The 26,660-nt window shown below is 36.5% G+C and carries 20 protein-coding genes and 3 tRNA genes; 13 read left to right on the forward strand and 10 right to left on the reverse strand.

All coding sequences use genetic code 11. The features are described 5' to 3' along the window. Positions 1–60: 60 nt before the first annotated feature. Positions 61–1,062 carry a polysaccharide lyase family 7 protein gene (locus ACM9HF_RS04145; RefSeq protein ID WP_473614531.1) on the reverse strand — a complete coding sequence of 334 codons (1,002 nt, stop codon included), beginning with the start codon at positions 1,060–1,062 and terminating at the stop codon, positions 61–63. 598 nt (positions 1,063–1,660) lie between these two features. After that, a complete protein-coding gene (locus ACM9HF_RS04150; protein ID WP_473614535.1) occupies positions 1,661–2,494 on the reverse strand; it encodes a mechanosensitive ion channel family protein in 834 nt (277 codons plus the stop codon). Positions 2,495–2,671: 177 nt separating this feature from the next. Here ACM9HF_RS04150 and ACM9HF_RS04155 point away from each other — a divergent pair, with 177 nt between their 5' ends. Beyond that, on the forward strand, positions 2,672–3,511 hold the full coding sequence (locus tag ACM9HF_RS04155; protein ID WP_473614538.1) for a 23S rRNA (adenine(2030)-N(6))-methyltransferase RlmJ: 840 nt from the start codon (positions 2,672–2,674) through the stop codon (positions 3,509–3,511). Between the two features lie 50 nt (positions 3,512–3,561). Here ACM9HF_RS04155 and ACM9HF_RS04160 read toward each other — a convergent pair whose 3' ends face one another. Next, positions 3,562–4,893, reverse strand: coding sequence for a DEAD/DEAH box helicase (locus tag ACM9HF_RS04160; protein WP_473614542.1), 1,332 nt, complete (start codon positions 4,891–4,893; stop codon positions 3,562–3,564). A gap of 573 nt (positions 4,894–5,466) precedes the next feature. Here ACM9HF_RS04160 and ACM9HF_RS04165 point away from each other — a divergent pair. Next, positions 5,467–6,378: a MipA/OmpV family protein gene (locus ACM9HF_RS04165; RefSeq protein ID WP_473614545.1), complete on the forward strand. Its 912-nt coding sequence runs from the start codon at positions 5,467–5,469 to the stop codon at positions 6,376–6,378. 62 nt (positions 6,379–6,440) lie between these two features. Here ACM9HF_RS04165 and gltX read toward each other — a convergent pair whose 3' ends face one another. Continuing rightward, positions 6,441–7,859, reverse strand: a complete 1,419-nt coding sequence (gene gltX / locus ACM9HF_RS04170) for a glutamate--tRNA ligase (RefSeq protein ID WP_473614548.1) — start codon at positions 7,857–7,859, stop codon at positions 6,441–6,443. 271 nt (positions 7,860–8,130) lie between these two features. Between gltX and ACM9HF_RS04175 the strand changes: the two genes are divergently transcribed. The 3 genes from ACM9HF_RS04175 to ACM9HF_RS04185 all read left to right on the forward strand — a co-directional run bounded on the left by ACM9HF_RS04175 (position 8,131) and on the right by ACM9HF_RS04185 (position 8,433). Then, positions 8,131–8,206: transfer RNA gene (locus ACM9HF_RS04175), tRNA-Val, on the forward strand. A 39-nt stretch (positions 8,207–8,245) separates the two neighbouring features. Then, positions 8,246–8,321 (forward strand) — tRNA-Val (locus tag ACM9HF_RS04180). A gap of 36 nt (positions 8,322–8,357) precedes the next feature. Continuing rightward, positions 8,358–8,433, forward strand: a tRNA-Val gene (locus tag ACM9HF_RS04185). 574 nt (positions 8,434–9,007) lie between these two features. Here the strand turns inward: ACM9HF_RS04185 and aroG are convergent. Further along, the gene (gene aroG / locus ACM9HF_RS04190) at positions 9,008–10,063 is read right to left on the reverse strand and encodes a 3-deoxy-7-phosphoheptulonate synthase AroG (protein ID WP_473614552.1); all 1,056 of its coding nucleotides are present in this window, start codon (positions 10,061–10,063) and stop codon (positions 9,008–9,010) included. 223 nt (positions 10,064–10,286) lie between these two features. Between aroG and add the strand changes: the two genes are divergently transcribed. From add to ACM9HF_RS04205, 3 genes are all read left to right on the forward strand, one after another. Beyond that, on the forward strand, positions 10,287–11,288 hold the full coding sequence (gene add / locus ACM9HF_RS04195) for an adenosine deaminase (protein ID WP_473614556.1): 1,002 nt from the start codon (positions 10,287–10,289) through the stop codon (positions 11,286–11,288). Between the two features lie 175 nt (positions 11,289–11,463). Further along, on the forward strand, positions 11,464–12,168 hold the full coding sequence (deoD, locus tag ACM9HF_RS04200; RefSeq protein WP_473614560.1) for a purine-nucleoside phosphorylase: 705 nt from the start codon (positions 11,464–11,466) through the stop codon (positions 12,166–12,168). 140 nt (positions 12,169–12,308) lie between these two features. Then, positions 12,309–13,631, forward strand: a complete 1,323-nt coding sequence (locus tag ACM9HF_RS04205; protein WP_473607552.1) for an IS4 family transposase — start codon at positions 12,309–12,311, stop codon at positions 13,629–13,631. A 50-nt stretch (positions 13,632–13,681) separates the two neighbouring features. On the opposite strand, the gene ACM9HF_RS04210 is transcribed toward ACM9HF_RS04205, so the two are convergent. Both ACM9HF_RS04210 and ACM9HF_RS04215 read right to left on the reverse strand, forming a co-directional pair. Then, positions 13,682–15,961, reverse strand: a complete 2,280-nt coding sequence (locus ACM9HF_RS04210; RefSeq protein ID WP_473614563.1) for a TonB-dependent receptor — start codon at positions 15,959–15,961, stop codon at positions 13,682–13,684. A gap of 60 nt (positions 15,962–16,021) precedes the next feature. Continuing rightward, positions 16,022–17,242 carry a phosphopentomutase gene (locus tag ACM9HF_RS04215; protein ID WP_473614567.1) on the reverse strand — a complete coding sequence of 407 codons (1,221 nt, stop codon included), beginning with the start codon at positions 17,240–17,242 and terminating at the stop codon, positions 16,022–16,024. 507 nt (positions 17,243–17,749) lie between these two features. On the opposite strand from ACM9HF_RS04215, the gene udk reads away from it, so the two are divergent. The 5 genes from udk to upp are packed head-to-tail and all read left to right on the forward strand — an operon-like array spanning position 17,750 to position 21,755. After that, positions 17,750–18,391, forward strand: coding sequence for a uridine kinase (udk, locus tag ACM9HF_RS04220; protein ID WP_473614569.1), 642 nt, complete (start codon positions 17,750–17,752; stop codon positions 18,389–18,391). A gap of 25 nt (positions 18,392–18,416) precedes the next feature. Beyond that, positions 18,417–19,661, forward strand: coding sequence for a NupC/NupG family nucleoside CNT transporter (locus tag ACM9HF_RS04225; RefSeq protein ID WP_473614571.1), 1,245 nt, complete (start codon positions 18,417–18,419; stop codon positions 19,659–19,661). Positions 19,662–19,716: 55 nt separating this feature from the next. After that, on the forward strand, positions 19,717–20,490 hold the full coding sequence (gene deoC / locus ACM9HF_RS04230; RefSeq protein ID WP_473614572.1) for a deoxyribose-phosphate aldolase: 774 nt from the start codon (positions 19,717–19,719) through the stop codon (positions 20,488–20,490). Between the two features lie 30 nt (positions 20,491–20,520). Beyond that, complete coding sequence (locus ACM9HF_RS04235) at positions 20,521–21,105, forward strand: thymidine kinase (RefSeq protein ID WP_473614574.1); 585 nt, start codon at positions 20,521–20,523, stop codon at positions 21,103–21,105. A gap of 23 nt (positions 21,106–21,128) precedes the next feature. After that, the gene (gene upp, locus ACM9HF_RS04240) at positions 21,129–21,755 is read left to right on the forward strand and encodes a uracil phosphoribosyltransferase (protein WP_473614578.1); all 627 of its coding nucleotides are present in this window, start codon (positions 21,129–21,131) and stop codon (positions 21,753–21,755) included. A gap of 132 nt (positions 21,756–21,887) precedes the next feature. On the opposite strand, the gene ACM9HF_RS04245 is transcribed toward upp, so the two are convergent. The 3 genes from ACM9HF_RS04245 to deoA form a co-directional block, all read right to left on the reverse strand. After that, positions 21,888–23,747 (reverse strand): DUF5060 domain-containing protein, encoded by a 1,860-nt coding sequence (locus ACM9HF_RS04245; protein ID WP_473614582.1) that lies wholly within the window; start codon positions 23,745–23,747, stop codon positions 21,888–21,890. An 89-nt stretch (positions 23,748–23,836) separates the two neighbouring features. Then, positions 23,837–24,835 carry a ThuA domain-containing protein gene (locus ACM9HF_RS04250; RefSeq protein WP_473614585.1) on the reverse strand — a complete coding sequence of 333 codons (999 nt, stop codon included), beginning with the start codon at positions 24,833–24,835 and terminating at the stop codon, positions 23,837–23,839. Positions 24,836–25,341: 506 nt separating this feature from the next. Further along, positions 25,342–26,655 carry a thymidine phosphorylase gene (gene deoA, locus ACM9HF_RS04255; RefSeq protein ID WP_473614588.1) on the reverse strand — a complete coding sequence of 438 codons (1,314 nt, stop codon included), beginning with the start codon at positions 26,653–26,655 and terminating at the stop codon, positions 25,342–25,344. Between the last annotated feature and the right edge of the window lie 5 nt (positions 26,656–26,660).

A 26,660-nucleotide genomic window follows, 5' to 3' on the forward strand; every position in this document is an offset into this window, starting at 1 on the left:
ACACGTGACCAATAATCATTATTGCGAGCTAATAATTAAAAGTTATTTGGGTGTTCTTAACTAAAACTTATATCCTTTATGTGTGTTATGGATATGATAGAAAGTAGCTTGTACATAATCCCCTTCGGCGCCGCCATTATTTTGGTTATACACGCCTACTTTAAAATACATATATTGGTTACCTGCACTATAACCACTCTCTTTCATATCATAATGCTTAGTAATATTAGGCTTACCTTCCCTGATTAAGGTGACAAATAAGACTTCATCTTCCACAGAAATTTTATAAGAGAATTTTTCGTTTAAAGCGATACCATCAATAGGATCTGACAACTTATGAGAACGCGTACCCACCATATTTATCCAAACATCATCACCACCGTTTATTTCATGGGCAAAATAAACAGCTCCTTTAGTGTTACCTGGTAATTTTCGGTAATATAAACGAATAGGTTCATCGTCAGTGGCATGGATTTGCCCAATAACCACACGACCAACCTTTTTTTCATCGCCTGTGGTAGATACACGGTTTACCGCTAAAGTCCCTTCTAAACTGCCTTCAATCCCCCCAGACTTAGCTTTCATCGAACCATGTGCTCCAGCGAAAACCCAATTATTTTTAGTAATGCCACGAACTTTTACACGGCTATTGCCTCTGCGTAACATTTCTCGCAGTTCTGCTCTGGCATATTTTGTATTTTTTGACGTTTTAGCACCTACATTAGGAGAAGCGAATACTAAGCCACCATCATCTGCGGTATAGAAAAAAGGTTTTAAGTTGAAGCCTTTATCTAATGATTTTTCATAAACGGTATCCGCTTTTTTATCTTTGTTAAGATCCGTTGGTAAGGTTAATGACCAATCAAGTAAATCAAAGTTTTCATTAGGTTTTTTAAGGGGATCAAGTTTGGATAAATCTCCGAGTAAAACGCCTTCGGTAAGGCTACTGTGTAAATTAGAAGTCAGTGTATTATTTGAAGCTTCCTGAGCATGGAGTGATGAGCTAGCACTAGCTAAAACTAAAATTAAAATTAAAATTAATGCAGTGAAAACACTGAACATTTTCTGCTGCAAGTAATGATAATATTTATATGTAGGGATATTGAAATAATGCATTATATTTGTTCTCTCTGCTTAATTTATGATTCTATTTTTTGGGTTTTAATATTCAACTTTTGTATAGAGGTTTTGTATAAGTCTTTGTATTTACTATAGATATTGGCATATATAAATATAGCTAACCTTGTTATAAGCAGTAAAAAAAGCGATAAGTAACTATTTCTACCCAACATTAGAAACCACTTAATTATTATGTATAGAGTTATACGTAATTTATTTTTTTTAATACCGATCCGACAAACTTGGTGACAACATTATTTATTAATTATTGGACACAATATGTTTTTTATCTCGCCATATAACCAGAACCACACCAAACCGTCAACCAAAAACAAACAATAATTATTACCAAAAAACACACATTGGTCACACACAAAAGACAGGCCAAATTTAAAATATCGGCCTACACGAATTACATATAAAAAAAATCCCTGCTAATTACTTAGCAGGGATTTGTTTATAAACGACAGTTATATAAGATCTTTTATGTTTATAAGATTTTATTTCTCAATATTTTTATTTATCAATATAAGGATAAAAATTATTCGCTTTTTGCAGCAGCTTGAGAATATAAATGTACATCTTGTTGTGGGAACGGGATAGAACAACCAGCAGCTTCTAAAGCAAGTTTTCCTTGTTCGTGAATATCAAAATAATATCCCCAGTAATCATCTGTTTTAACAAAAGCACGGTAGAGAATATCAACTGAACTATCGTTTAAGTTAGTAACAGCAACAACGTTACCTTCTTCTTTTAAAATTCTTTCATCGCTGTTCATTAAGTTAGTTAATGCATCGCGAGCAACTTTCATATCATCTTTATAGCTAATACAAAATGTAACTTCTACTGCGCGAACAGGGCTTTTTGTAAAGTTAGTTAGGTTACCGTTAGACAAAGGGCCATTAGGAATAACAATAATACGTTTATCAAATGTTTCTAATAACGTAACGAAAATACCCATTTCGATAACTACGCCCGACTCACCTTGTGCTTCAATATAATCGCCAACACGAATTGGACGAAATATAAGTAGCATTACACCACCAGCAAAGTTAGATAAACTACCTTGTAAAGCAATACCAATCGCTAAACCTGCAGCACCAAGTACAGCAATAAACGACGTGGTTTCAATGCCAACCATAGAAGCAACACTAATAATTAATAGCACCTTTAATAGAATATTAATGCCACCCGTTAAAAACGAGATTAAGGTTTCGTCTTTTAAGCTTTTAGAAAATGCTACATTTACTGCTTTGCTAATACGCTTAATGACCCATAAGCCAATAATTAATACCGCTAACGCCATTAATGCTTGTCCGCCGTACTCAACAGCATAACCAAATATTTGATCTGAATATTTCTCGATTGTTTCCATAATCATTCCTAATTATATTTATATTTAAATTCTGCCTATTAGATTAGCGCATAAATAAGCAAAGTCTAGGAGTATTTACATTTTATTAACATATGTAAAAATTTATTTTACTCAAAAACACTTTTATTCAGTATAATAGCGCCGTTTAATTCTCTTATTATAAAGAAGGTTTTTACCTTGTTAAGTTACCGCCACGCCTTTCATGCAGGCAATTTTGCCGATGTGTTAAAACATGCCGTTTTAACTAACGTACTTGAGTACATAACCAGAAAAGATAAAGGTTACACTTATATCGACAGTCACTCTGGTGCAGGTATGTATCAATTAACTGAAGAGTACGCACAAAAAACGGGTGAATATAAGCAAGGTATCGCTAAGCTCATCAACAACGATGATGTTCCTGAAGCGTTAGAAGAATATATAACCCTTATAAAATCTTTTAATCAAGAGCAACAGTTAGAGCTTTACCCTGGCTCCCCTGCTGTAGCAAAAGAATTTTCCCGCAGACAAGACAGCGCTCACTTATTTGAACTTCATTCAACCGACATTAACCACTTAACCGAGTTTTGTGAACGTTGGAGTAAATCTCACGTTAAACAATCTGATGGTTATCAAGGTATTTTATCATTAATCCCCCCACCAAGCAGACGTGGTGTGGTGTTAATTGATCCGCCGTACGAGCTAAAAGAAGATTACACTAAAGCGGTTAAAACCATTATCAGCGCATATAAAAAGTTTGCTACAGGCACTTACATTTTATGGTATCCCGTAGTTAAACGTGAACTTGTTGAAAAAATGAAAAAGCAATTTGTTTCGAGTGATATAAGAAATGTATTACAAGTAGAGTTTTGTATGCAAAAAGATACCGACGCTTACGGTATGACAGGTACAGGATTATTTGTGGTTAACCCACCTTGGCAGTTAACAAAACAACTAGAAGAAATTTTACCTTATTTAAAAGATAAAATAGGTGATGACGACAGCAATTTTAGCTTAGAGCAAATTATTGAAGAATAATAATACCTATAATACGAGTTACCTTCATAACTCGTATTAATCAAAACTAACTATACCTCTTCGTTATCATCTCGCTCTTGCAAAGCGCTTTGCTTACGCATAATAGGTCTATGCCCTGCTTCTTCACTAACAAATTGCTTTTTAACCATTTTACGTGCTTTGGGCTTGTTTTCTGTTCGAGCTTTATCTTGTGTTTTCGCTTTAACAACCGCTTTAGGCTTTTTAGGTTTAATGCCTTTAAACTTGCCTTTTAACCCATCTACCGTATCAAACGTTACTTTTTGCTGAAGAAAACCTTCAACGTTTTTCAAGCTTACCCAATCTTTAGGGCCAACTAACGAAATTGAATCGCCAGAGCTACCTGCTCTACCAGTACGACCAATACGATGTACAAATTCTTCAGTATGCTTTGGCATATCAAAGTTAATAACGTGAGATACATTAACAAGATCTAAACCACGCGAGGCTAGATCTGTTGTTACCAGCACTTTATGTTGGCCTTTACTAAAGCTTTCCATAATTTGGTTACGTTGCCCTTGGTTTAGCTCTCCACTCAATGCAATAGAATCGTGGCCTTGCTCATTAAGCACTTGTGATAGTCGTTCGGTATCACTTCTTGTGGCGGTAAAAATAATAAGCTGCTGAATTTTTTCGGTATTTAAAAAGTGCTCTAACAAAGCTTGTTTGTGATCTAAGTTGTCGCATAAGTAAAAGCGTTTCGTAATATCTTCATGCTCAGTATGACCTGCATTAATCGCAATACGCTTTGGTTTTTTTAATAACGCTGACGCAAAATCGTTCACTTGTGCATGATCTAACGTTGCTGAAAACATAAGGGTTTGGCGTTTACGGTGATCTGCCGCTTCGTTAATTAAGGTAAGTTCTTTTGAAAAACCCAGATCTAACATACGATCGGCTTCATCTAAAATAAGTAACTCTAAACCGTTTAAGTAAAAATGGCCTTGTTTTAAGTGATCGGCTAAACGTCCTGGTGTTGCAACAATAAAATGAGGATCTTTTTCTAAGGTTTTAACTTGGTCGTTAAAATTTTCACCACCTAAAATAAGTACCGCTTTAAATTGAGAAGACGATGTAAACATACGTAATTGACTAAACACTTGTTTAGCTAATTCACGTGTTGGCGTTAAAATGAGTACTCGTGGGTCTCTTTTACTCAACGCGCGGTTTCTACTTAGTCGCTGCATGGCAGGAATAATAAAGGCTAATGTTTTGCCTGAACCTGTTTTAGATGAGGCAATTAAGTCATGACCTTTCATTGCAGCAGGTATTGCTTGCTGCTGTATTTCTGTTGGTGCAGTAAAACCTAAATGTTCAACTGTCGACATTAAACCGCTATCTAATCCAAAATCACTAAACTGCAAACGAAACTCCAAGGTAAAAATAATAAAAAACAACTTATCTATTATAACCTTTATATTGATAAGTGATGACAAGTATTTATACATGTAGCGCAAAAAAAATATAGAAGAAATAAAATATTGAATAGTTAACTTTTGATCTATACCCGTTATCATTCAAGATGCAGGTTTCAGTGGGAACTAAAAACAATTTAGGCACAGATTTCACGTTCCAAACGAAATCTAAGTACATACATCCATGTATGCAAGGCATTAAGTTTACGTCATGGTTATTCTCGGTAACTGCTCCTGCGTTACCCTAATGTCCTACATCCATGTAGGAACCTTACTAAAGTTAATAAGCCCCATAAATTGTTTTTAGACCCATCGAAGAAGCACTTGAGCAAAATCACTTCATCGTTAATGCTTTTTATAAGGGAACAACCATTATTACAAAGCGTTGCCTTGAACTGATATCGCTCAAGTGCTCTGAAATACGCACCTTGATTGGTAACGGGTATATATTGTCAATTTTATCGTAAGGACTCTATTATAACGCCCCTATCTACTTGCAATTACTTCAACTAAAGAGATTTTATGTTTTTAAAAAGTTATCACTCTATTGTTATAGGATGTTTATTGGTTTGCTCCACCAAGGTTAATGCTGAAGAGCAGAACAATATTAAAAAGGTATCTGTTGAGCGAGACTTAAACGGATTTGAAAATGTTAATGAAACCTTATCTCTTTGGGAGGCAGGTGTTGGTGGTGGTGTCATTGATGTTCCCAACTATCCAGCGTCTTCACAAAGAAACACAATAACAGCTGCAGCTCCCTATGTTGTTTATCGAGGAGATATATTCAGAGTCGGTGATGGTAATGGCGTTAGAGCTGTTGTAGTGGATAAAAACAATTTGGAAGCTGGCTTATCTTTTGGCGGATCTTTTTCTGCTGACAGTGAAAAAGGCACCGTTAGAGAAGGTATGCCTGAACTCGATTTTTTATTAGAAATAGGCCCACAAGCCATTTATAAACTTAAAGATTATAAGTTTGAAAATGGTGGTAACGCTCGTTTGAACGCAAGATTGCAAGTGAGAGCCGCATTTTCAACTGACTTTTCAGCCATTGACGACCGAGGTTTTGTGCTTAATCCGGTTATAACCTACCAACAACGCGGCCGATTATTTGAAGGAACCGCTTTAAGTACTTCTATTGGTATGGTCTTCGCGACAGAGCGCTTTCAAGATTACTTTTATGAAGTATCTAATCAATTTGTTACCGATACACGTACAGCCTATGATGCAAAAGGCGGTTACTTAGGCACAAGGCTCGCTGCAAGCATATCATTTCCAATAAGCGATAGTATTAGAGGTTTTGCAGGTATAGGCGCACAAATAAACTCAGGTGCCGCAAATGAAAATAGTCCATTATATGAGAAAGATATTACCTACAGTGCTTCTTTAGGTTTTGTTTGGCGATTATACAAAAGCGACAGTAAAGCCCATTGGTAAAATATTAAGCCAATAAAAAAGGCTAGCTTAAACGCTAGCCTTTAAAAAATTTGAAAAAATTATTAACCTGCGCTGTTCGCGATTCTTTCTTCTACAACTTGTAATGCAAAATCAATACGCGAAAGTACTTTGTCTTTATCTAATAAAGCTAAAGTTATATCTAAAGATGGTGAATTACCACCACCTGTAGCAGCAACACGTAAAGGCATTCCCACTTTCCCCATACCTACTTCTAATTCAGTTGCCGTGTCGTTAATAGCAGCATGAATTAACTCAGGAGACCATTCAGTTAATGCCGCTAATTTCGCTTTAACTAAAATTAGCGGCTCTTTAACCACTGGGCGTAAATGCTTTTTAACTGAAGTAGCATCTAATTCAGAAAAGTCTTCATAAAAGTAACGGCTGATTTGTGCCATTTCTTTTAATGTTTTAACACGGTCTGCTTGAACTTTTACAACATCAGCAAGCGCAGGACCGTTTTCAGTATTTATACCCTGTTCGTCCATGTGCCATTTTAAATGAGTAGCTACGTATTCAGGATCCATTGTTTTCATGTAATGTTGGTTAACCCAGATAAGTTTGTCTGTGTTAAAACCTGACGGTGCACGGTTACAATCTTTTAGATCGAATAGCTCAATCATTTCTTCACGAGAGAATATTTCTTTATCGCCATGCGACCAACCTAAACGAACTAAATAGTTTAATAGCGCTTCAGGTAAATAACCATCATCGCGATATTGCATAACACCAACAGCACCGTGGCGTTTAGATAAACGTTTACCGTCATCACCTAAAATCATTGGAATATGAGCATATTCAGGTAATGTAGCGCCTAATGCTTTAAGAATGTTAATTTGCTTAGGTGTATTACTAATATGATCATCACCACGAACCACATGCGTTACTTTCATATCCCAATCGTCTACAACAACCGTTAAGTTATATGTTGGTGTACCGTCTGAACGCGCAATAATTAAATCGTCAAGCTGGTCGTTACTAATGGTTATATCGCCTTTAACCATATCTTTAATAACAACATCACCGCCAATGGGGTTTTTAAAACGAATGACAAAAGGTTTGTCTTCTGGATAATCCGTACGTTCACGCCATAAACCATTGTACTTTTCAATTTCGCCTTTCGCTTTTGCTTGTTCACGCATTGCTTCTACTTCTTCAGCGGTAGAATAACAACGGTAAGCGTTACCTGAAGCAAGTAGTTGTTCGATCACCTCTTTATAACGATCGAAGCGTTTGGTTTGAAAATAAGGGCCGTGTGTCCACTCAAGGTTCAACCAATTCATACCATCCATAATAGCGTCAACAGATTCTTGAGTTGAGCGTTCTATATCAGTATCTTCAATACGAAGAATAAAATCTCCGCCATTTTTTTGAGCGTATAACCAGCTATATAAAGCTGTGCGAGCACCACCTACGTGTAAATAACCTGTAGGGCTTGGAGCGAAACGTGTTGTTAAAGTCATATGAGTCTCACGAAAGAAGCTAACATAATTGATAATTTCAATAAATTAGCAGAATGGTTCAAAAATAATTGGCAATATTTTAACAGGCTAACGAAACTAATACACCTTTTGTATAACCCTGTGCCCAATTGTTTTCCAACAAAAGAATACAAATTAATCAGGATGTTGAAAATACGAGCACTTAATCAATAATATTAAAAAAAGTTAAAAAAAAGGCTTTGTTTTTGTTGACAGCTTTTGGGATCTCCCTATAATACGCCCCCACAGAGACGGACGATTAGCTCAGTTGGGAGAGCACCGCCCTTACAAGGCGGGGGTCACTGGTTCAAGCCCAGTATCGTCCACCATTCTGCTTTATTGATGGACACTCTGTATTTTAAATGATTGGACGATTAGCTCAGTTGGGAGAGCACCGCCCTTACAAGGCGGGGGTCACTGGTTCAAGCCCAGTATCGTCCACCAATCATTTAACCTATTCATATCATACCTAGTATATATGGACGATTAGCTCAGTTGGGAGAGCACCGCCCTTACAAGGCGGGGGTCACTGGTTCAAGCCCAGTATCGTCCACCAATATTCAAACTCTCATATCTAATTAATATTTTTATAAATCTCGTTAAATAATCTTTACTCTAGTTGCGATGCTAGCACCTTCTACTCTTTACAACCCGTGCCAGTCAATGGTTCAAGCCCAGTATCGTCCACCATTATTTTAAATTATCCAAAACAACATACAGAACACTATAAAGTTAAAACACCTTCTACTCTTTACAACCCGAACCAGTCAATGGTTCAAGCCCAGTATCGTCCACCATTATTTTAAATTATCCAAAAAAACATACAGAACACTATAAAGTTAAAACACCTTCTACTCTTTACAACCCGCACCAGTCAATGTTTCAAGTCCGTATCGTCCACCAATATTCAAACTCTCATATCTAATTAATATTTTTATAAATCTCGTTAAATAATCTTTACTCTAGTTGCGATGCTAGCACCTTCTACTCTTTACAACCCGAGCTACTCACTAAATGAATTTTAAGCCTGTACTTAGATTTTTTCGTGGCAACTGATGCTTGTATATTGAATATTAGACAATAAAAAAACCCACATAAATGTGGGTTTCTAAATACAAAAAGTTATCAATCTATTTTGAACGACGCGCTATTACTGCATCGTTAAGTTGCGCTAGCATGGTTTCAGTATCGCCCCAACCAATACAAGCATCAGTAATACTTTGCCCGTAAGTTACTGCTTTACCATCAACTAAGTCTTGGCGACCTTCAACAAGGTGACTTTCTACCATAACACCAAAAATATTTTGATTGCCGTCTGCTATTTGTTGACTAACATCTGTTGACACTAGCATTTGATTCTCAAATTTCTTACTGCTATTAGCATGGCTAAAATCAATCATGATACGAGTATTCAGCTTCGATTTTTCTAATAGTTGAGTAACTTCGCTTACGCTATCGCGATCGAAGTTTGTGGTTTTACCACCACGTAAAATAATATGACAATCTTTGTTACCCGTTGTTTCTACAATGGCTGAATGACCAAATTTAGTCACAGATAAAAAGTGATGTGAGGCAGCCGCAGAACCAATAGCATCTACAGCTACTTTGATGGTTCCATCTGTACCGTTTTTAAAACCAACAGGACATGACAAACCTGATGCTAATTCGCGATGTACTTGGCTTTCAGTGGTACGTGCACCAATGGCACCCCAACACATAAAATCAGCCATGTACTGAGGTGTGATCATATCTAAAAATTCACCAGCAGTAGGTAACCCCATTTCATTTAAATCAAGTAATAGTTTACGACCAATGCGTAGTCCATCATTTAACTTAAAACTTCCATCCATGTAAGGGTCGTTGATTAGCCCTTTCCAACCAACAGTTGTACGTGGCTTTTCAAAATATACACGCATTACAATTTCTAAATTATTTTTATACTTTTCACGTAGTTTAACTAAGCGTTGACCATACTCTATAGCGGCTTCTGGATCATGAATTGAACAAGGACCAATCACAACTAATAAGCGATCGTCTTTCCCTTCAAGAATATTGTGAATTGCATCTCTACCTGCAATAACCGATTTTGATGCGTTATCAGACGATGGAAATCGTTCAAGTAATGCTACTGGTGGTAATAAGTCTTTAATATTGTTGATACGTACATCATCGGTTTGATTAAACATAATAAGTTCTCTTAACTGCAAATTTTATAAAATTTAGTAACGTTTAATTATCAGCCCATACTCCATATTGAATATATAGATAACTAGCGAAAAATTAGCCGGCCAATGTATCAATCTTCTACAAATATTGCTAGAGATAACGCTATAATAAATAAATTAAAGATAAAATGGGTTAAACTGATATAAACCCTAACAACTTAAATATAAAGGAGACTCTATTTACATGATAAATCCAAACCTGCCTCTTATAGATTTACACCGCCACTTAGACGGAAACATAAGAGCACAAACCATTTGGGAATTAGCTCAACAAAATAATATTGCTTTACCTGTGAAACACTTCGAAGAATTTATTCCGCATGTTCAAATAATAGAAAGCGAACCTGATTTACTTGCCTTTCTAAAAAAACTGGATTGGGGAGTTAACGTATTATCAAGTTTAGATGATTGTAAACGTATCGCTTTTGAAAACGTTGAAGATGTATTTAACGCGGGGATTCATTATGCTGAGTTAAGATTTTCTCCTTATTATATGTCTATGGCTTATAAGCTTCCTATTGAAGATGTAGTTGCAGCTGTGATTGACGGTGCAAATGAAGGCATGAAAAAATACCCAGTTAAAATTAAATTAATTGGTATTTTAAGTCGTACTTTTGGCGTAGAACAATGCCAAAAAGAGTTAAGCGCATTATTAGCCCATAAAGATAAATTAATTGCTATCGACTTAGCCGGTGACGAATATAACTACTCTGGGGAGTTATTTACTGATCACTTTAAACAAGTAGCTAATGCTGATTTACACGTAACTATCCATGCAGGTGAAGCGGCAGGTCCAGCTAGTGTATGGCAAGCCATTAATGACTTAAAAGCAGAGCGTATTGGTCATGGCGTTAACAGTTACCAAGACGAAAGCTTACTTGAATATATGCAACAACATAACATTGCTATTGAGTCATGTTTAACCTCTAACTTTCAAACGGGTACAGTAACCGACTTAAGCAAACACCCTATTAAAACATTTTTAAAATACGGTATTCCTGTTTGTTTAAATACAGATGATCCAGCTGTTGAAGGTATTGAATTAAAAGGTGAATTTAAACTAGCGCAAACAGTGTTAGGTTTTACTGATGCTGAAATAAGCCAACTACAACAAAACGCTGTTGCCGTTGCTTTTATGTCTGATAGTGAACGAAAATCACTTATTGAAGCGGTAGCAAAAAAATAACAAGTTATACAAATAATATTACTTAGCATGAAGCTGGATTTACCCAGTAACTTACAGTAAAATTTAATCGATTAAAAAATTAAACACCCATCAGTAAAAAATCCTTGATAGCAGATTTTTCTATAAACTGGCTAGAAACTTACTGAGATTTTAACAACTAAAAAGGTTATTTCTCATGGCAACACCTCATATAGAAGCAGCTCCAAATGATTTCGCTAAAACAGTACTTATGCCTGGCGACCCATTGCGAGCAAAGTTTATCGCAGAAAACTTTCTAGACGACGCTAAATGCGTAACACGTGTACGTAACATATTAGGTTACACAGGCACTTACAAAGGCCAACCTATTTCAGTAATGGGTTCAGGCATGGGTATTCCGTCAATATCTATCTACGCAACCGAATTATATAAAGATTACGGCGTTGAAAACATTATACGCATAGGTTCTTGTGGCGCTGTTCGCGACGAAATTAATGTAGGCGACGTAATTGTTGGTATGTCAGCAAGTACTGATTCTAACGTAAACAGAATGCGTTTGAATCAATGTGACTTTGCAGCAACTGCTGACTTTGGTTTATTACAAAAAGTAGCTAATACCGCAGAAAAAATAAATAAAAAAATAAATGTAGGTAATGTTTTTACCGCTGATTTGTTTTACACACCTCAACCAGAAATGTTTGCATTAATGGAAAAATATGGAATTTTAGCAGTAGAAATGGAAGCGGCAGGATTATATGGCGTTGCTGCTGAATACGGTAAAAAAGCATTAGCCGTATTTACGGTAAGTGATCATATTAAAACCGGTGAAAGCATGTCTGCAGATGAACGTGAAACATCGTTTAAAGACATGATGGAATTAACATTAGAAAGTATTTTATAGATAAAAACACTTCTCAATAACAATAAAAAAAGGCTAGCGATGCTAGTAATGCCGATCAGTTAAGAAATGTTTAACGATCCATTGACCGATCTTCTGGTTAGTATATAAAGGCTTCTGAATTTATTCAGGAGCCTTTTCTTTTGCAACTCTCTACCGCCTTATCACAAGTTTCACAAAATAGTTTTACTGAATTTACAGGATTAAGTGAATTATTAGACCCAAGCATCGTTGATGAAGCGTTGGCTCAGTCAGGTATTGCGACCATAAGGAAGCGCAAGCTTCCTATGGAGCAAATGGTGTGGGCTGTTATTGGTATGGCTTTATTTCGTAAAATGTCTATCCGCCAATTAGTTAATCAGCTTGATATCATTCTACCTAACGGTGACCCCTATGTTGCACCTAGTGCCGTAACACAAGCAAGAAAGAAACTTGGTCATAAAGCAATAGAATCTATTTTTAATAAAACACAATCGCTATGGCATGAGGAGTCTACTCACCCAACATGGTGTGGGTTGACACTATTAGGTGTTGATGGCGTTGTATGGCGAACACCTGACTCAAAAGAAAATAATGAATATTTTGCACGTACAGGAAACTCTCATGGCAAGGCAAGTTACCCCCAAGTGCGCATGGTATGCCAGATGGAATTAACAAGTCATTTATTAACACAAAGTGCTTTTGATAGTGTTGATATTAACGAAATGAAATTAGCTGGCTCGCTAGTTGAAACAACACCAGATCATAGCTTGACACTATTTGATAGAGGCTTCTACTCGCTTGGATTACTTTATCGTTGGCAATCCACGGGAATATCACGTCATTGGCTGATACCGCTAAAAAAGAACGTACAATATGACATTGTTCGTTCATTAGGACGCCAAGATAAAATAGTTCGTTTAACCGCCTGTCCCCAAGCACGAAAGAAGTTTCCTGAATTACCTGAATCAATTGAAGCTCGATTAGTATCGAGAAAGGTTAATGGTAAAGCGTGCGAAGTGTTAACGTCTATGACGGATGCAATGAAGTTTCCTGTCGCTGATATTGTCGATTTATACGGACATCGGTGGGAAATAGAACTTGGTTTTAGAGAAATGAAGCAGTCACTACTTGATAGCCAATTTACCTTGCGTAGTAATCAACCTGAGCTTATAAAACAAGAGTTGTGGGGGATATTACTCGCTTATAATCTGATCCGTTATCAAATGGTATTAATGGCGAAGTCACTCGATTCAATACATCCAAACCAATTAAGTTTTCATGGTGCTTCAATGCACATAATTTATCAACTGACTATGTTGCCATTTTGTTCGCCAGGAAATGTGTCAAAATTTGTTATGGATATAACCAAAAGTGCCAAACAGTTTGTATTGCCAGCACGTAGAGAGCGGAGTTATCCGCGAGAATTGAAGTGTTCTAAGAATAGGTACCCTGTTAAAAAAAGAAATGCCGCTCACCTTAAGTGAACGGCATTAAGCGATGCTAGCCTTTTTTTTACTCATTTTATTAATAGTTATTAATAAAAGTTCGCTTTAAACTCTACACCAAAGAAACGAGGCTCATTAACAAAACCTGTTAAATTGTTAAAGTCGATAGCACCTGTTAACTTTTCTTCATCAGTAATATTACGTCCGAATAAAGCTACTTCGTATTCACTATCATTAGCACTCCATTCATAACCTACGCGGAAACCACCTTCTAATAATGCATCACCTGTAAATTCAGTTGATTCATATAAAAAGAAGTTAACTTCACTACGGTAAGACCAATCGGTATAAACGTAGATTTCACCATCACCTAACTCTTGAGACCAACGAGCAGAAAGATTACCGATCCACTCTGGTGATTGTGGTAAAGAATTCCCGTCAATCAACGCAAAGCCTCTAGAGTCAATCGTGTCTGTTACTGTACAACCACCACCACACGGTTGAACTCCAAGCCCACGTTCTTGTATTTCGGTATTGTTATAGCTCACACTTCCTGCAATAACTAAATCAGCTGTAATAAAGTATTCACCGTCTAGCTCAAAACCGTAACCAACCGCTTTATCTGCATTGATCAAACTTGTTAAATTACCACTACCACCTACAGCCGTTAACTGCTGGTCGTTAACTTGATAATAAAAAACAGAACCATCTAATCGCCCCATATTATCAGCAGTAGTCGATTTAAAGCCCATTTCAATTGAATTAACCGTTTCTGAATCTGCTGTTGATGAAGGTACAGCAAATAATGTATTACGTCCTTGAACACTTGGCGCTCTATAACCTCTAGCTAAACGACCATACAAATTAGTTTGTTCTGTCCACTTATAATTAATACTTAAATCACCACTGACTTGAGAATCATCAACATCAGCGTCATCAGTAAATGTAGATCCTATTAACTCTCCATGCCATTTACGTTCATCATCAGAATAACGTAAACCACCATTAATACTTACAGTGTCAGAAATATCATAATCTAATGAAGCAAATACAGCCCAAGCTGTTGTTTCCATTTCTTGTATGGCAACACCGTTTGGAATTCCATTTGCTAAAGTATCAAAACTCAGGTTATTAATCGTTAAATCTTCATCAAAATAGAAGAAACCCACTTGGTAATCAAACTTCCCTAGTTCATTACTAGAAAGTCGGATTTCTTGCGTTAATTGTTTATGATCAGGCATTTTAGCGCCAGATTCTGATGGAAATGGAATAAACCCAGGCCCTGATATAGCTGCAGCTTCAGAATCAGATGCACCATCCGGTACTAAAAATGCGGCACCGTAACCTCCATCAATATCACCTACAGAAAACATTTCAGCCGACTCGTAACCTGAGATAGACGTTAACGTATAATCGCCTAAATTGTATTCAAGTTTTAAACTTGTTCCTTGCATATCTATCGTTTGATTATTTCGAACAGCCGCATCATGGAAAATGGTTTCACGATCAAAGTTATCAACTAAATCATTTGTACCTGGCTTAATAATATTTGCACGGAATATACGAGCATCAGCTTCTGCATCTCTAAAGTGGTAATTAAATAACGCTGAAAAGTCATCATTTGGTTCCCATAACAATTGAACTCTACCAGCTGTTTCGCTATAACCACCCAGTTGATCTTTTTGTTCGAAGCCAGGAGCTTTGTTATCAATCCAATCATCACGGTCTTGTTGTAATAAAGAAACACGTGCTGATAAAGTATCAGTTAAACCACCACCAACAGCAACACGGAAGTCGGTAGAATTAAACGAACCATAAGAGCCTGACACTGTTGCATCAAAGTCTTGAGTTGGCTTTTTAGACTGAACTTTTATAATACCTGCTGGAGTATTACGACCGAACAAAGTTCCTTGAGGTCCGCGAAGTACTTCAACACGCTCAATATCAAACATTGGCATGCCTTTAGTTAATGCATTTTCAAGTACTACATCATCGTAAATAAGCGATACGGGTTGTGAAGCAAGTAGATCAAAATCTGTATTGCCTAATCCACGAATATAAAAACGAGGGAAAGTACGCCCAAACGAAGACTCAATTAGTAAACTAGGCACTTTAGCTGATAATGCTCTAACATCCATTCCTGAAGAACCTAGTACTTCAAGTTTTTTAGGCGTTAATGCCGAAACTGAAATAGGTACATCTTTAATGTTTTCTATTCTTTTACGAGCCGTTACTTCAATAACCTCAATACCTACAACTTCTTTCTCTGAGGTTTCTTCAGCGTACACTGATTGAGCAGCAAAAAAACTACTTGCAGCAAATACAGTTTGAATACAAATGGCTAAAGGACTTGGTTTAAATTTACGCATTAACTTATCTCCACTTTTCTGATGGTATTTCATGTGTTTATATTTGAATTTAATTATTTTTTAATTATTTTTTAATTTGAGTTGCTTGTAAAAACTTGTACCGTACTCCATAGCTTCTAAATTAAAAAGCTCAGCTATCGTTTGCCCTAAATCAGCGAACGACGACCTTTCTCCGAGGTCTATTGATGAGATATTATTGTGGTAGGCAAGGATCGGCACGTATTCACGTGTATGATCATTACCAGGCCATGTTGGGTCGCAACCATGATCTGCAATAAAAAATACAATATCATCGTCGTTTAATTGACTAAAGATATCAGGTAATCTTTTGTCTAAATATTCTAACGCTTCTGCATAACCAACTGGATCGCGTCGATGACCAAAGTCTTGATCAAAGTTAACAAGGTTAGTAAAAATAATACTGTTGTCGTTCACCGTATTAATATGATCAATAGTAGAATCAATTAAGGCTGGAATACCTGTAGCTTTTGTACTTGAAGTGATCCCTTGATGTGCAAATATATCGGCAATTTTTCCGATACTAAACACTTCGCCACCGTTATCGGTATGTTTATCTAATACCGTTTTTGAAGGGGGTAAAACTGAGTAATCTCTACGATTTCCTGTGCGTGTAAAACTAGCAGAATCTTCACCAATAAATGGTCGAGCAATAACACGCCCTATATTATGGTCATCAAGAATAGTTCTTACCTTTTCGCAATAAGCATATAAGTTATCAAGTCCAAAATGTTCTTCATGAGCGGCCACCTGAAATACACTATCGGCCGAGGTATAACAAATAGGTAAATTACTTTTTATATGTTCTTCACCTAAAGCGGCAATAATAGTAGTACCTGATGCATGACAATTACCTAACATACCCGCGTAACCAGTTTCTGCATTAATGGTATCAATTAACGATTGAGGAAAACTATTCTCGCGATCGGAGAAATAAGTCCAGTCAAATAAAACAGGCACTCCCATCATTTCCCAATGCCCACTAGGCGTATCTTTACCTGTACTTATTTCAGCCGCATGAGCAAAAGCCCCCTTAGTGGGTTGTTCACCTATATAAGGAAAACTTCTGCCTGATGCATCTTCACATGCCTTAACTAATCCTAACGATGATAAATTAGGAATATTTATCTTTTTATTCGTTTGGTCAAAATATGCTTGAGACAAATTAGCAAAGGTATTTGCATCTACATCACCAAATTTTTCAGCATCTGGCGCATAGCCAATACCAAAACTATCAATTACAAATATTATTGCTCTTGCCATTATATTTCTCAGTAACTTTCACGTTTCTTGATTATAGGTGTTTTTTAACCTTAACTTATTAGCTATATAGTCTAGTAAGCTATATGAAGTTATTCCACTGTAAACAACTATAAGTGATAAAATAAATTAATGGCTTATCAATCTATTTAACCACTTTGTTCAGTAAAAAATAACTTCTATTAATCAATGTTGTCTTTTTTTGTAAGCGCCTTAATTTACAGAAAAAATATAAAACTCTCAATCAAAAGCTGACACTAATGTCAAATAAGTTTATATTGATGAGCAATCTAAGTGTTTTTAATATGAATTAATAGTGAAATTTAGGATAAATGGTTTGATCCATAAGTTTAAACATGACCAATCGGTCAAGATGTGATAATTTAGTTAAAATAAGTAACCATTAGTAAAGTGACGTGGTAAATTTACATTCATAATTTTGAATTTATTTCTCTCCAAACTCACGTCATTAATGACTAACAATGAATACGTAAACTTAAAGGCACCGTTTTGATACAAAACAAACCTACAATTATCGCAATCGCTGGAGCTTCAGCTTCAGGAAAAACATTATTCGCACAAACTATTTATGATGAATTATTACCCGAATTAGGTTGTAAAGGTATTTCAATTATTAAAGAAGATGCTTATTACAAAGATCAAGCTCATCTTAAAATTGAAGAAAGAGAATTAACGAATTACGATCATCCTAATGCCTTTGAACATTCATTAATGAGTGAGCATCTGCATCAGTTAGTGCAAAACAATAGTATTGAATGCCCTATTTACTGCTATAAAACACATACTAGAACAGCAGAAACGCTTACACTTAATCCAACACCTATTATTCTTGTAGAAGGGATTTTGTTGTTATCAAACCCTGAATTACGTGAAAGATTTAATATTAAAGTGTATATGGATACACCATTAGACATTTGTTTAATAAGAAGAATAAAAAGAGATATGGTTGAACGTCATCGCAGTATCGAATCAATCACAAACCAATATTTAGACACAGTTCGTCCGATGTATTATCAGTTTATTGAGCCTTCAAAGCTTTGGGCTGACATTGTTATTACTCGTGGCGGTAAAAATAGAATGGCAATTGAAGTACTTAAAGCAAAAATACGTCAATTAATCAGTCATAAATAAAAACAATAAAAAGTAGAGGATTTTTATGGAGCTTGGTGCATTTAAAGGTGTTTTTGGGGTCATATTCCTCTTAGCCGTTGCGGTCTTTTTATCTCATAACCGATCAAAAATTAATTGGAGAACTGTAGGTTTTGCTTTTGGTTTACAAATCGTTTTAGGCGCATTTGTACTCTACATTCCTTTTGGTAAAGAAGCCCTAATATCTATTACTAATGGCGTTCAGCAAGTAATAGATAGCGCCAAAGCGGGTATCAATTTTCTCTTCGGCGGCTTAGGCACCGACGCTATGTTTTCTAATGGCGTAGGTTTTGTTTTTGCTATTCGTGTTTTACCCGTAATTATTTTCTTCTCTTCGTTAATTGCTGTTTTATATCACTTAGGTGTGATGCAATGGGTAATTCGAATTATTGGTGGTGGTTTACAAAAATTATTAAAAACATCTAAACCTGAATCTCTTTCTGCTACGGCTAATATATTTGTTGGTCAAACTGAAGCCCCTTTAATTGTTCGTCCTTATATCGCTAAAATGAGCCAATCTGAATTATTCGCTATTATGGTGGGCGGTTTAGCCTCTGTAGCGGGTAGTATAATGGCTGGTTATGCTGGTTTAGGGATCGATCTAAAATACCTAATTGCCGCTTCATTTATGGCTGCCCCAGGTGGCTTACTAATGGCAAAAATCATTATTCCTGAAACAGAAAAAATGGATATCAATAATAATGAAGCTGAGGAAATAGAAGAAGACGAAAAACCAGTCAATGTAATTGATGCTGCAGCAACAGGCGCAACTTCAGGGTTAAAACTAGCAGTAAACGTAGGTGCTATGCTCCTTGCCTTTATTGCCTTAATCGCTTTATTAAATATGATAATTGGTGGCATTGGTTCTTTATTTGGTTACGACCATATAACTATTGAATGGATGCTCGGCTACATATTTGCACCTATTGCTTACGTTATTGGCGTTCCAGCAAACGAGATGCTACAAGCCGGTAGTTTTATCGGTCAAAAAATTGTGGTTAATGAGTTTTTTGCCTACGTAAACTTTGTTGAAGTAAAAGACTCGTTAAGTGTTGGCACACAAGCGATTGTAACTTTCGCTTTATGTGGGTTTGCTAACTTATCGTCTATCGCCATTTTATTAGGTGGTATTGGTTCTATGGCGCCAAGTCGTAGACCCGACATAGCTCGTTTAGGTTTAAAAGCCATGATTGCAGCTACATTAGCAAACTTAATGAGCGCCGCTATTGCAGGTATTTTCATTACATTGTAATGACACTATGTAACCATAGTTAACATGAATAAATTTATTATTAAGAAGCTTTAACATGACAAATAAACAAGACATTGCCGCCCTATCGTTATCGTTAATCGACCTAACCAGTTTAACGAACACTGAAACCGATAACGACATTATTACGTTATGCCAACAGGCTAAATCGTCTGTAGGTGAAACAGCAGCTATTTGTATTTATCCTAAATATATCCCTGTAGCTAAAGCACAATTAGCCAAACAAAATACACCAAATATCAAAATAGCCACAGTTACTAACTTTCCTCATGGCAATGATGATGTTAATTTAGCCGTTAGCGAAACTCTTGAAGCCGTTAAACTAGGTGCTGACGAAGTGGATGTGGTATTTCCTTACCAAGCGTTAATTGCAGGTAATCCAGATGTAGGCTTTGAGCTTGTTAAAGCGTGTAAAATAGCGTGTGGCTCTCATGTTTTACTTAAAGTAATAATTGAATCTGGCGAACTTGCAACGCCAGAGCTGATCAAACAAGCGAGTGAAATATCGATTAACGCCGGAGCTGATTTTATTAAAACCTCTACAGGTAAAGTGGCTATTAATGCTACACCTGAAGCAGCTAAAATCATGTTAAATGTAATAAACGACTTGAATCCTAATGTAGGCTTTAAAGCTGCAGGTGGCGTTAAAAATGTGGATGATGCAGAGATTTACTTAAATTTAGTATTTGATATTTTAGGCGCATCTTGGCTGAACAAAACACATTTTCGATTTGGTGCAAGTAGCCTACTAGGTAATCTTTTAATTACCTTAAACCAAGACGTAGATAAGCCAAGCACTTCAGCATATTAATTTTGAAATGACCTTAGGTACATAAGTCTCATGGCTCAGCTTTATTTTTATTATTCAACAATGAATGCAGGTAAATCTACTCACCTGCTTCAATCTGCTTACAATTACTCTGAACGTAACCTAAGATCATTACTATATACCGCAAAACTAGACGACCGATTCGAGCAAGGAAAAATAGCCTCTCGAATTGGGTTGCATGCAGACGCATCCTTGTTCGATGAAAACACCCAGTTATTTGATGAAATAAAACGTGAAAACAACACGAATAAAATAGATTGTGTACTGATAGACGAAGCGCAGTTTTTATCAAAAGCTCAAGTGAAACAACTTACAGATATTGTAGACGGTTTAGATATCCCTGTACTTGCCTACGGTATAAGAACAGACTTTTTAGGCGAAACCTTTTCAGGTAGTGCCGCGTTACTTGCATGGGCTGATAAATTAGTAGAACTTAAAACTATATGTCACTGTGGTCGTAAAGCTAACTTTGTTATACGACGTGATGAAAACGGCAACCCTGTTAAAAACGGTGAACAAGTCGAAGTTGGCGGTAATGAACGATACGAACCTTTATGCCGAGCCCACTTTAAAACGTTGGTTTGGACCTTACCTTAATTTATCAAGGATAAAAGATACTTATGGCTATTTTCGAAAGCAAACACCCGCTTGTAAAACATAAAATCAGTTTACTCAGAAAAGATGCTATTTCAGTCAAGTCTTTTCGCGAGCTAACCAGAGAATTAGCCACCATGCTGACCATGGAAGCGACCACTGAACTTGCACTGGCTAATCAAAATATTGCATGTTGGTCTGGCGATATTTCTACCCCCCTGTTAGCCGATAAACAACCAACATTAATTCCTATATTAAGAGCAGGATTAGGTATGTTAGATGGCGCACTTACCATACTCCCTTGTGCAAAAATTAGTGTTGTAGGCTTACAAAGAAATGAACTAACACTGCAACCAGAAAGCTATTACGAAAATGTAGTTGCTGATGTCAATGTGCGTACAGCTATTATTATTGATCCTATGTTAGCCACAGGTGGAACTGCCTTAGCAACTATAGAACTATTAAAAAAATCAGGCTGTAAAAACATTAAAGCTATATTTTTAGTGGCTGCGCCTGAAGGTATTGAGCTACTTCAACAAAATCATGCTGATGTGGATTTATTTCTTGGTGCCATAGACGACAAGCTTAATGAAAATGGTTATATTTTACCGGGGTTAGGTGATGCTGGTGATAAAATTTTCGGTACGCTGTAATCCATAGTACTTCGGCTATATTTATGGTTTCGAGCGGAAGTTAATAAAGAGGGATGCTTACGGAAATAAATATTTAGGTTTCACTTCTCACTTAAAAAGTGAAACCTTTATTTCAAATGACTATTTGTAAAGCTACTGAATGCGTTTAACTAATACAACCCAATCTTTACCTTTATCTGATGGAGGAAAACCTAGCTTTTGCTTCTCTGCTTTCCAATACCTATTCATGATTTTTTCTATACTAATAGTAGTTTGCGAGCCTTTTTGTAATTTACCACCATTGCGAGGATCAAACCACTGAACTGAATAGTCTGCAATTTCAGGTATAAACCCAAGACTCACTTCTTTAGATGTGTCTTTCACATAAACAATATAGAACTGCCCTAGTTCAGCTAATACCCAAGCATCGTTTGCTAAGTTATCGTGATTCTCTGCTTTATGATATTCAACACCACTCATTTTGAAAAAATCTAAAGCATGCTTAGCTTGATCCCAAAATAAATCACGGGTTCTCCAATCTTGTGCTGTTAGGTCTGAATGCGGATGAGCATAACCAAAATACCATTCGGTTCCCCAAGCTCCTGCAGTTAAAGCTCCCCATAAACCATTCATACGCGCTAGATTATGTTCAGGGTCTTTATCATCAGGTACTAAACTATGTTGAGCATCTCCAGGCTCATCTACTGATACAGCCATTGGTCTGCCATTCACAACGGGCCATTTTCTAAGACGTAAAACCGATCCATGCACAGCACCAAAATCAGCTTTATGCGTTTGCACTGAAGCTCCTGTATAAAAGCTATCAGCCCCCGTAATATCAATATAGTCGTTACCGTTATGAATAACCGTATGATGACGGTATGGGTCATTATTATAAAAGTATTTCGCCATAGCTAATCGCTGAATGGTACTTTGAGGCATGGTAGTATGATTAGGGACCCACTCACCATTCTCCTCGCCCATATTCCAATTTAATGCTAAGTGATGACCAAAGCGTGCAATCAACTCTCTATAATAAAGTTGACGTTGCAATCCTAACCCACCGTTATCAAGTAAGCCTTGGTTTTCAACTTCTTGAGTTTTAAAATGTAAAAACAAACCTTTTGATTGCGCATGTTTAAATACTATATTCCATTGAGCTAATTTAGAAACATCCATACGTTCATAGTTATTATAATCAACGTAAGGAAAAACATTTTGATCATCACCCATGATATTAAGAGTCAGAAAAGAAATTGAATTCATTCCTTTATCCGATAAGTAATTTAACGCTCCAATTAATGCTTTACCTTTACCTGATTTCCATGTGGGATCTCCCTTTTTCCAATCTTTTTTATGGGCTTCCCACGTTTTAACTAACTCATCTTTATGTCCATCGTTATGAAAAGTACCATCAAAATCAGCATACGATAAAAGGTTTTCAGGGGCGTCAGGACCGGCTTTAATAAAATATTCACCTGTTTCCGCAAAGCGTAAATAAGGTTTATTAATATATTCTAATCGACCTCTTTCGCGAAAATCAGGATACTTTTTATTACTCGATTTTATTTTTAACTGCCCTGTTTGACCGTCCATAAAACCTGCAGTTACACCGCTAATGGTTTTAGTAGAAACAGCAACAAATGAGCCTTTACGAAACGATGTACGCCAAGTCCACTCTCCTATTTCATCAGGGGTAAAGTAAACTCTCCATTTATTTCCTGAGGTCGCTCCAGAATTTTCAGCATTACCATCTGCAGCGAAAAATCCGGGAACAATATAGCTTTTTCCTGTTTTTTTATGGGTAAATTCAATATTAAGACGGTAATTAAGAAATGGATTATATGCATCTGTTTCAGAAGTACTTGGTCCATCAAATGTCATTGATATACTATGCCATTTACGTAACTCTCCAGACACCTCAAGCTTAGTATTAGCACTTGATGATGTAGAAAAAAACAACATACTAGCCATAAGGGCAGTCATTATTACGCACATTTTTATTTTATACATTACATTTATCCTTCATTGAACCGTCTTAATTTTTATCCGCTATCAATCAATAAGCTATTTCAGAGCACATTGAGTAAAACGTGGTGTAACTATTTAGGTAAATTAAACTTTCTTATGTTTGCATTACTTTCAGTGGGGAAGTCAGTGGGTACAGGAAGACTAACTTTCCCAGTTGCGACCCACTCAGCTCCCCGTAAAAAAGTCGTAATAAATCCAACACCTTCAAAGGCTCTTTGATCATGCCCTAACGTTGTATGGAAAATACGACCTTTATGATAATTGAGTGTCATTAATACAGGTTCGTTACGTGCATCACCTTTTTTACGATAATGCGGATAAGCCGTAGCAAGAATAGTCATGTTTTGAGCGGGGCCACGCAAGTGCTCATACATTTCATCTGGAGCATGTAACCAACGTTCAGGTAAACCTTGTGTAATGGGATGAGAAGAATCTCGAATATCGATGTGAAATTTTTGTACTTTACCATGACGGCCCGCACTTCCAGCCTGAAAATCACGCGTTAATTTACCAGCTTGGTTATAATAAACATAAGGCCCATGTTGCTTATTTCGGTTTCCCCATCCGCCTAATCCAATCATTTCATTGTAAGCTTTCCATTCAGGAAAAGCGTTATCAGCGGCATGTACTACAACAAGTCCACCGCCACGCTTCATGTATGCTTCAAAAGCGGCTTTAGTTTCAGCTGGCCAAGGTGCTGTTTTCCAACCTAAGTTTGAAACAACCACATCATAAGCTTCAAAATTTGGGGTAAAGTTAACATCAGCTTTAGGTTCTTTATATTCTTGATAGATTTTTCCGTCGTTTAACGGATATTGCTCAATAATATTGTTATGTCCTGTTGAGCGCCATAAGTTTGAAGTACGATATATATCCACTTCAAACAAGCCCGATTGCTCTAAGTATTGTTTCATCATTAACGTAGATTTTGGCCAAACTGCGTGATTATTTTGACCATCAAGAATAACAACCTTCAGCTTTTCTGCAGCTGTATCTTGATTTTTTATAACACCACAACCTGTAAAACTAAGAGAAGCAATAACGCCTAGCAGAAGTATTTTTTTTAACATTTATGTTCACCGTTTTAGTTTATAAGCACATACCACCTTAAGAGATGGAATTAGCTATTTTTTACCAATAAATTTGTATTTTTACTGAATAAAACCAATTGTAAACAAATAAAATGTAAATACAATGACTTAAACTTGAAAGAACTATAAAGAAGTTTATTTAACCTCAACTCGGGTTAATGAATGTTAGGTAATGAATTAAAATCCTTATTTATCAAAATCTTAATCTGTATCGTTGTTTTCCTAAGTTATATTAGTCTCTCAACATTGATATTTTTGTGTATAACAAGGCGAATTTTTCTATCTAATAGCTAGCTATTAGTAATAAATTCAACGAAGTTAGGCATAAAAATAGCTGCTAGAGAAGCATTTATTAATCCGAATTAAGGTTAATTAACCTTAATAATAAGGATTTGATAAAGCGGTATAGGAAATAAAACAGAGTCGTCACACGTTATTCAAGAATACTAACGTGTGACGACTTAAGGGAATAAGTTTTTAAAAAATCAATCTATAACTTTATAAATAACAGGAAGTTCTTCAGCTTTAGTTTCACTAATATTTAAAGCCGTTAAATACTCTTGGCTAGCTTTCGTGGCCTGATCTTCATCTGCAGCATGAATTCGAGCAACGGCATCGCCTTTATTAACAACAGTACCTGCAGGTAAAATTCTATCAAAGCCAACACTGTGATCAATCAACTGACCATTAGCTGTTCTTCCGCCTTTCATACCTACAATAGACAAACCTATATCGCGCGTTTGCATGCCTGAGATATAACCTGAACGCGTAGCAATCACGTCTTTAATTACGTTTGCTTTAGTCATAGACTCCCACGGAGCCTCTAAAAGGTTATTAGGTCCGCCTAAAGCTGCAATCATTTTAGAAAATACTTCAGCCGCTTCACCATTAGCTAGCACAGCATTAATTTTAGTTTTAGCTTCCGCTTCTGTATTTGCAATTTTTGAACTGATTAGCATAGACGTTGCTAAAGCAACAACTACTGCGTGTAGTCTAGGTTCACGTTGCTTACCTGTTAAATATTTAACGGTTTCATACATTTCAACCGCATTACCTGCCGATGTACCTAATACCTGATTCATATCAGTAATAATGGCTTGAGTGGGCACACCGGCACCATTGGCAACACTTACAATACTTTGTGCAAGTTGAGTCGCTTGAGTCATATCCGACATCATGGCGCCATTACCCATTTTTACATCCATTACCAGTGTATCTAATCCCGCTGATAATTTTTTAGATAAAATAGAAGCCGTAATTAAAGGAATAGATTCAACAGTGCCGGTTACATCTCTAATACTATAAAGTCGTTTATCTGCCGGTGCTAAGTTGTCTGTTTGAGAAATAATAGCAACACCAATATCTTTAACAATACGTTTAAATTCAGAAATACTAGGTTGAACATTAAAACCAGCAATACTTTCTAACTTATCAGACGTTCCACCTGTGTGACCTAAACCACGGCCTGAAATCATTGGAACATAAGCGCCACATGCCGCAACAATTGCAGCAAGCATAAAGCTAACCTTGTCACCTACTCCACCAGTAGAATGCTTATCAACTACAGGTCCATCAAGTTCAGGCCACGATAATACATCGCCCGAGTTCATCATCGCTTTGGTAAAAGCAACAATTTCTTCAATTTCCATTCCTTGTTGGAATATTGCCATTGCCATTGAGCCTACTTGCGCATCATTAAAGCTTCCGTTGACTAAACCATCAACAAAACCTTGAATTTTATCAGCAGACAAAATTAATCCATCGCGTTTTGTTCTAATAATCTCTTGTGGTAACAACATAGGTG

The organism is Colwellia sp. RE-S-Sl-9 (assembly GCF_048296855.1).
Taxonomy (GTDB): domain Bacteria; phylum Pseudomonadota; class Gammaproteobacteria; order Enterobacterales; family Alteromonadaceae; genus Pseudocolwellia.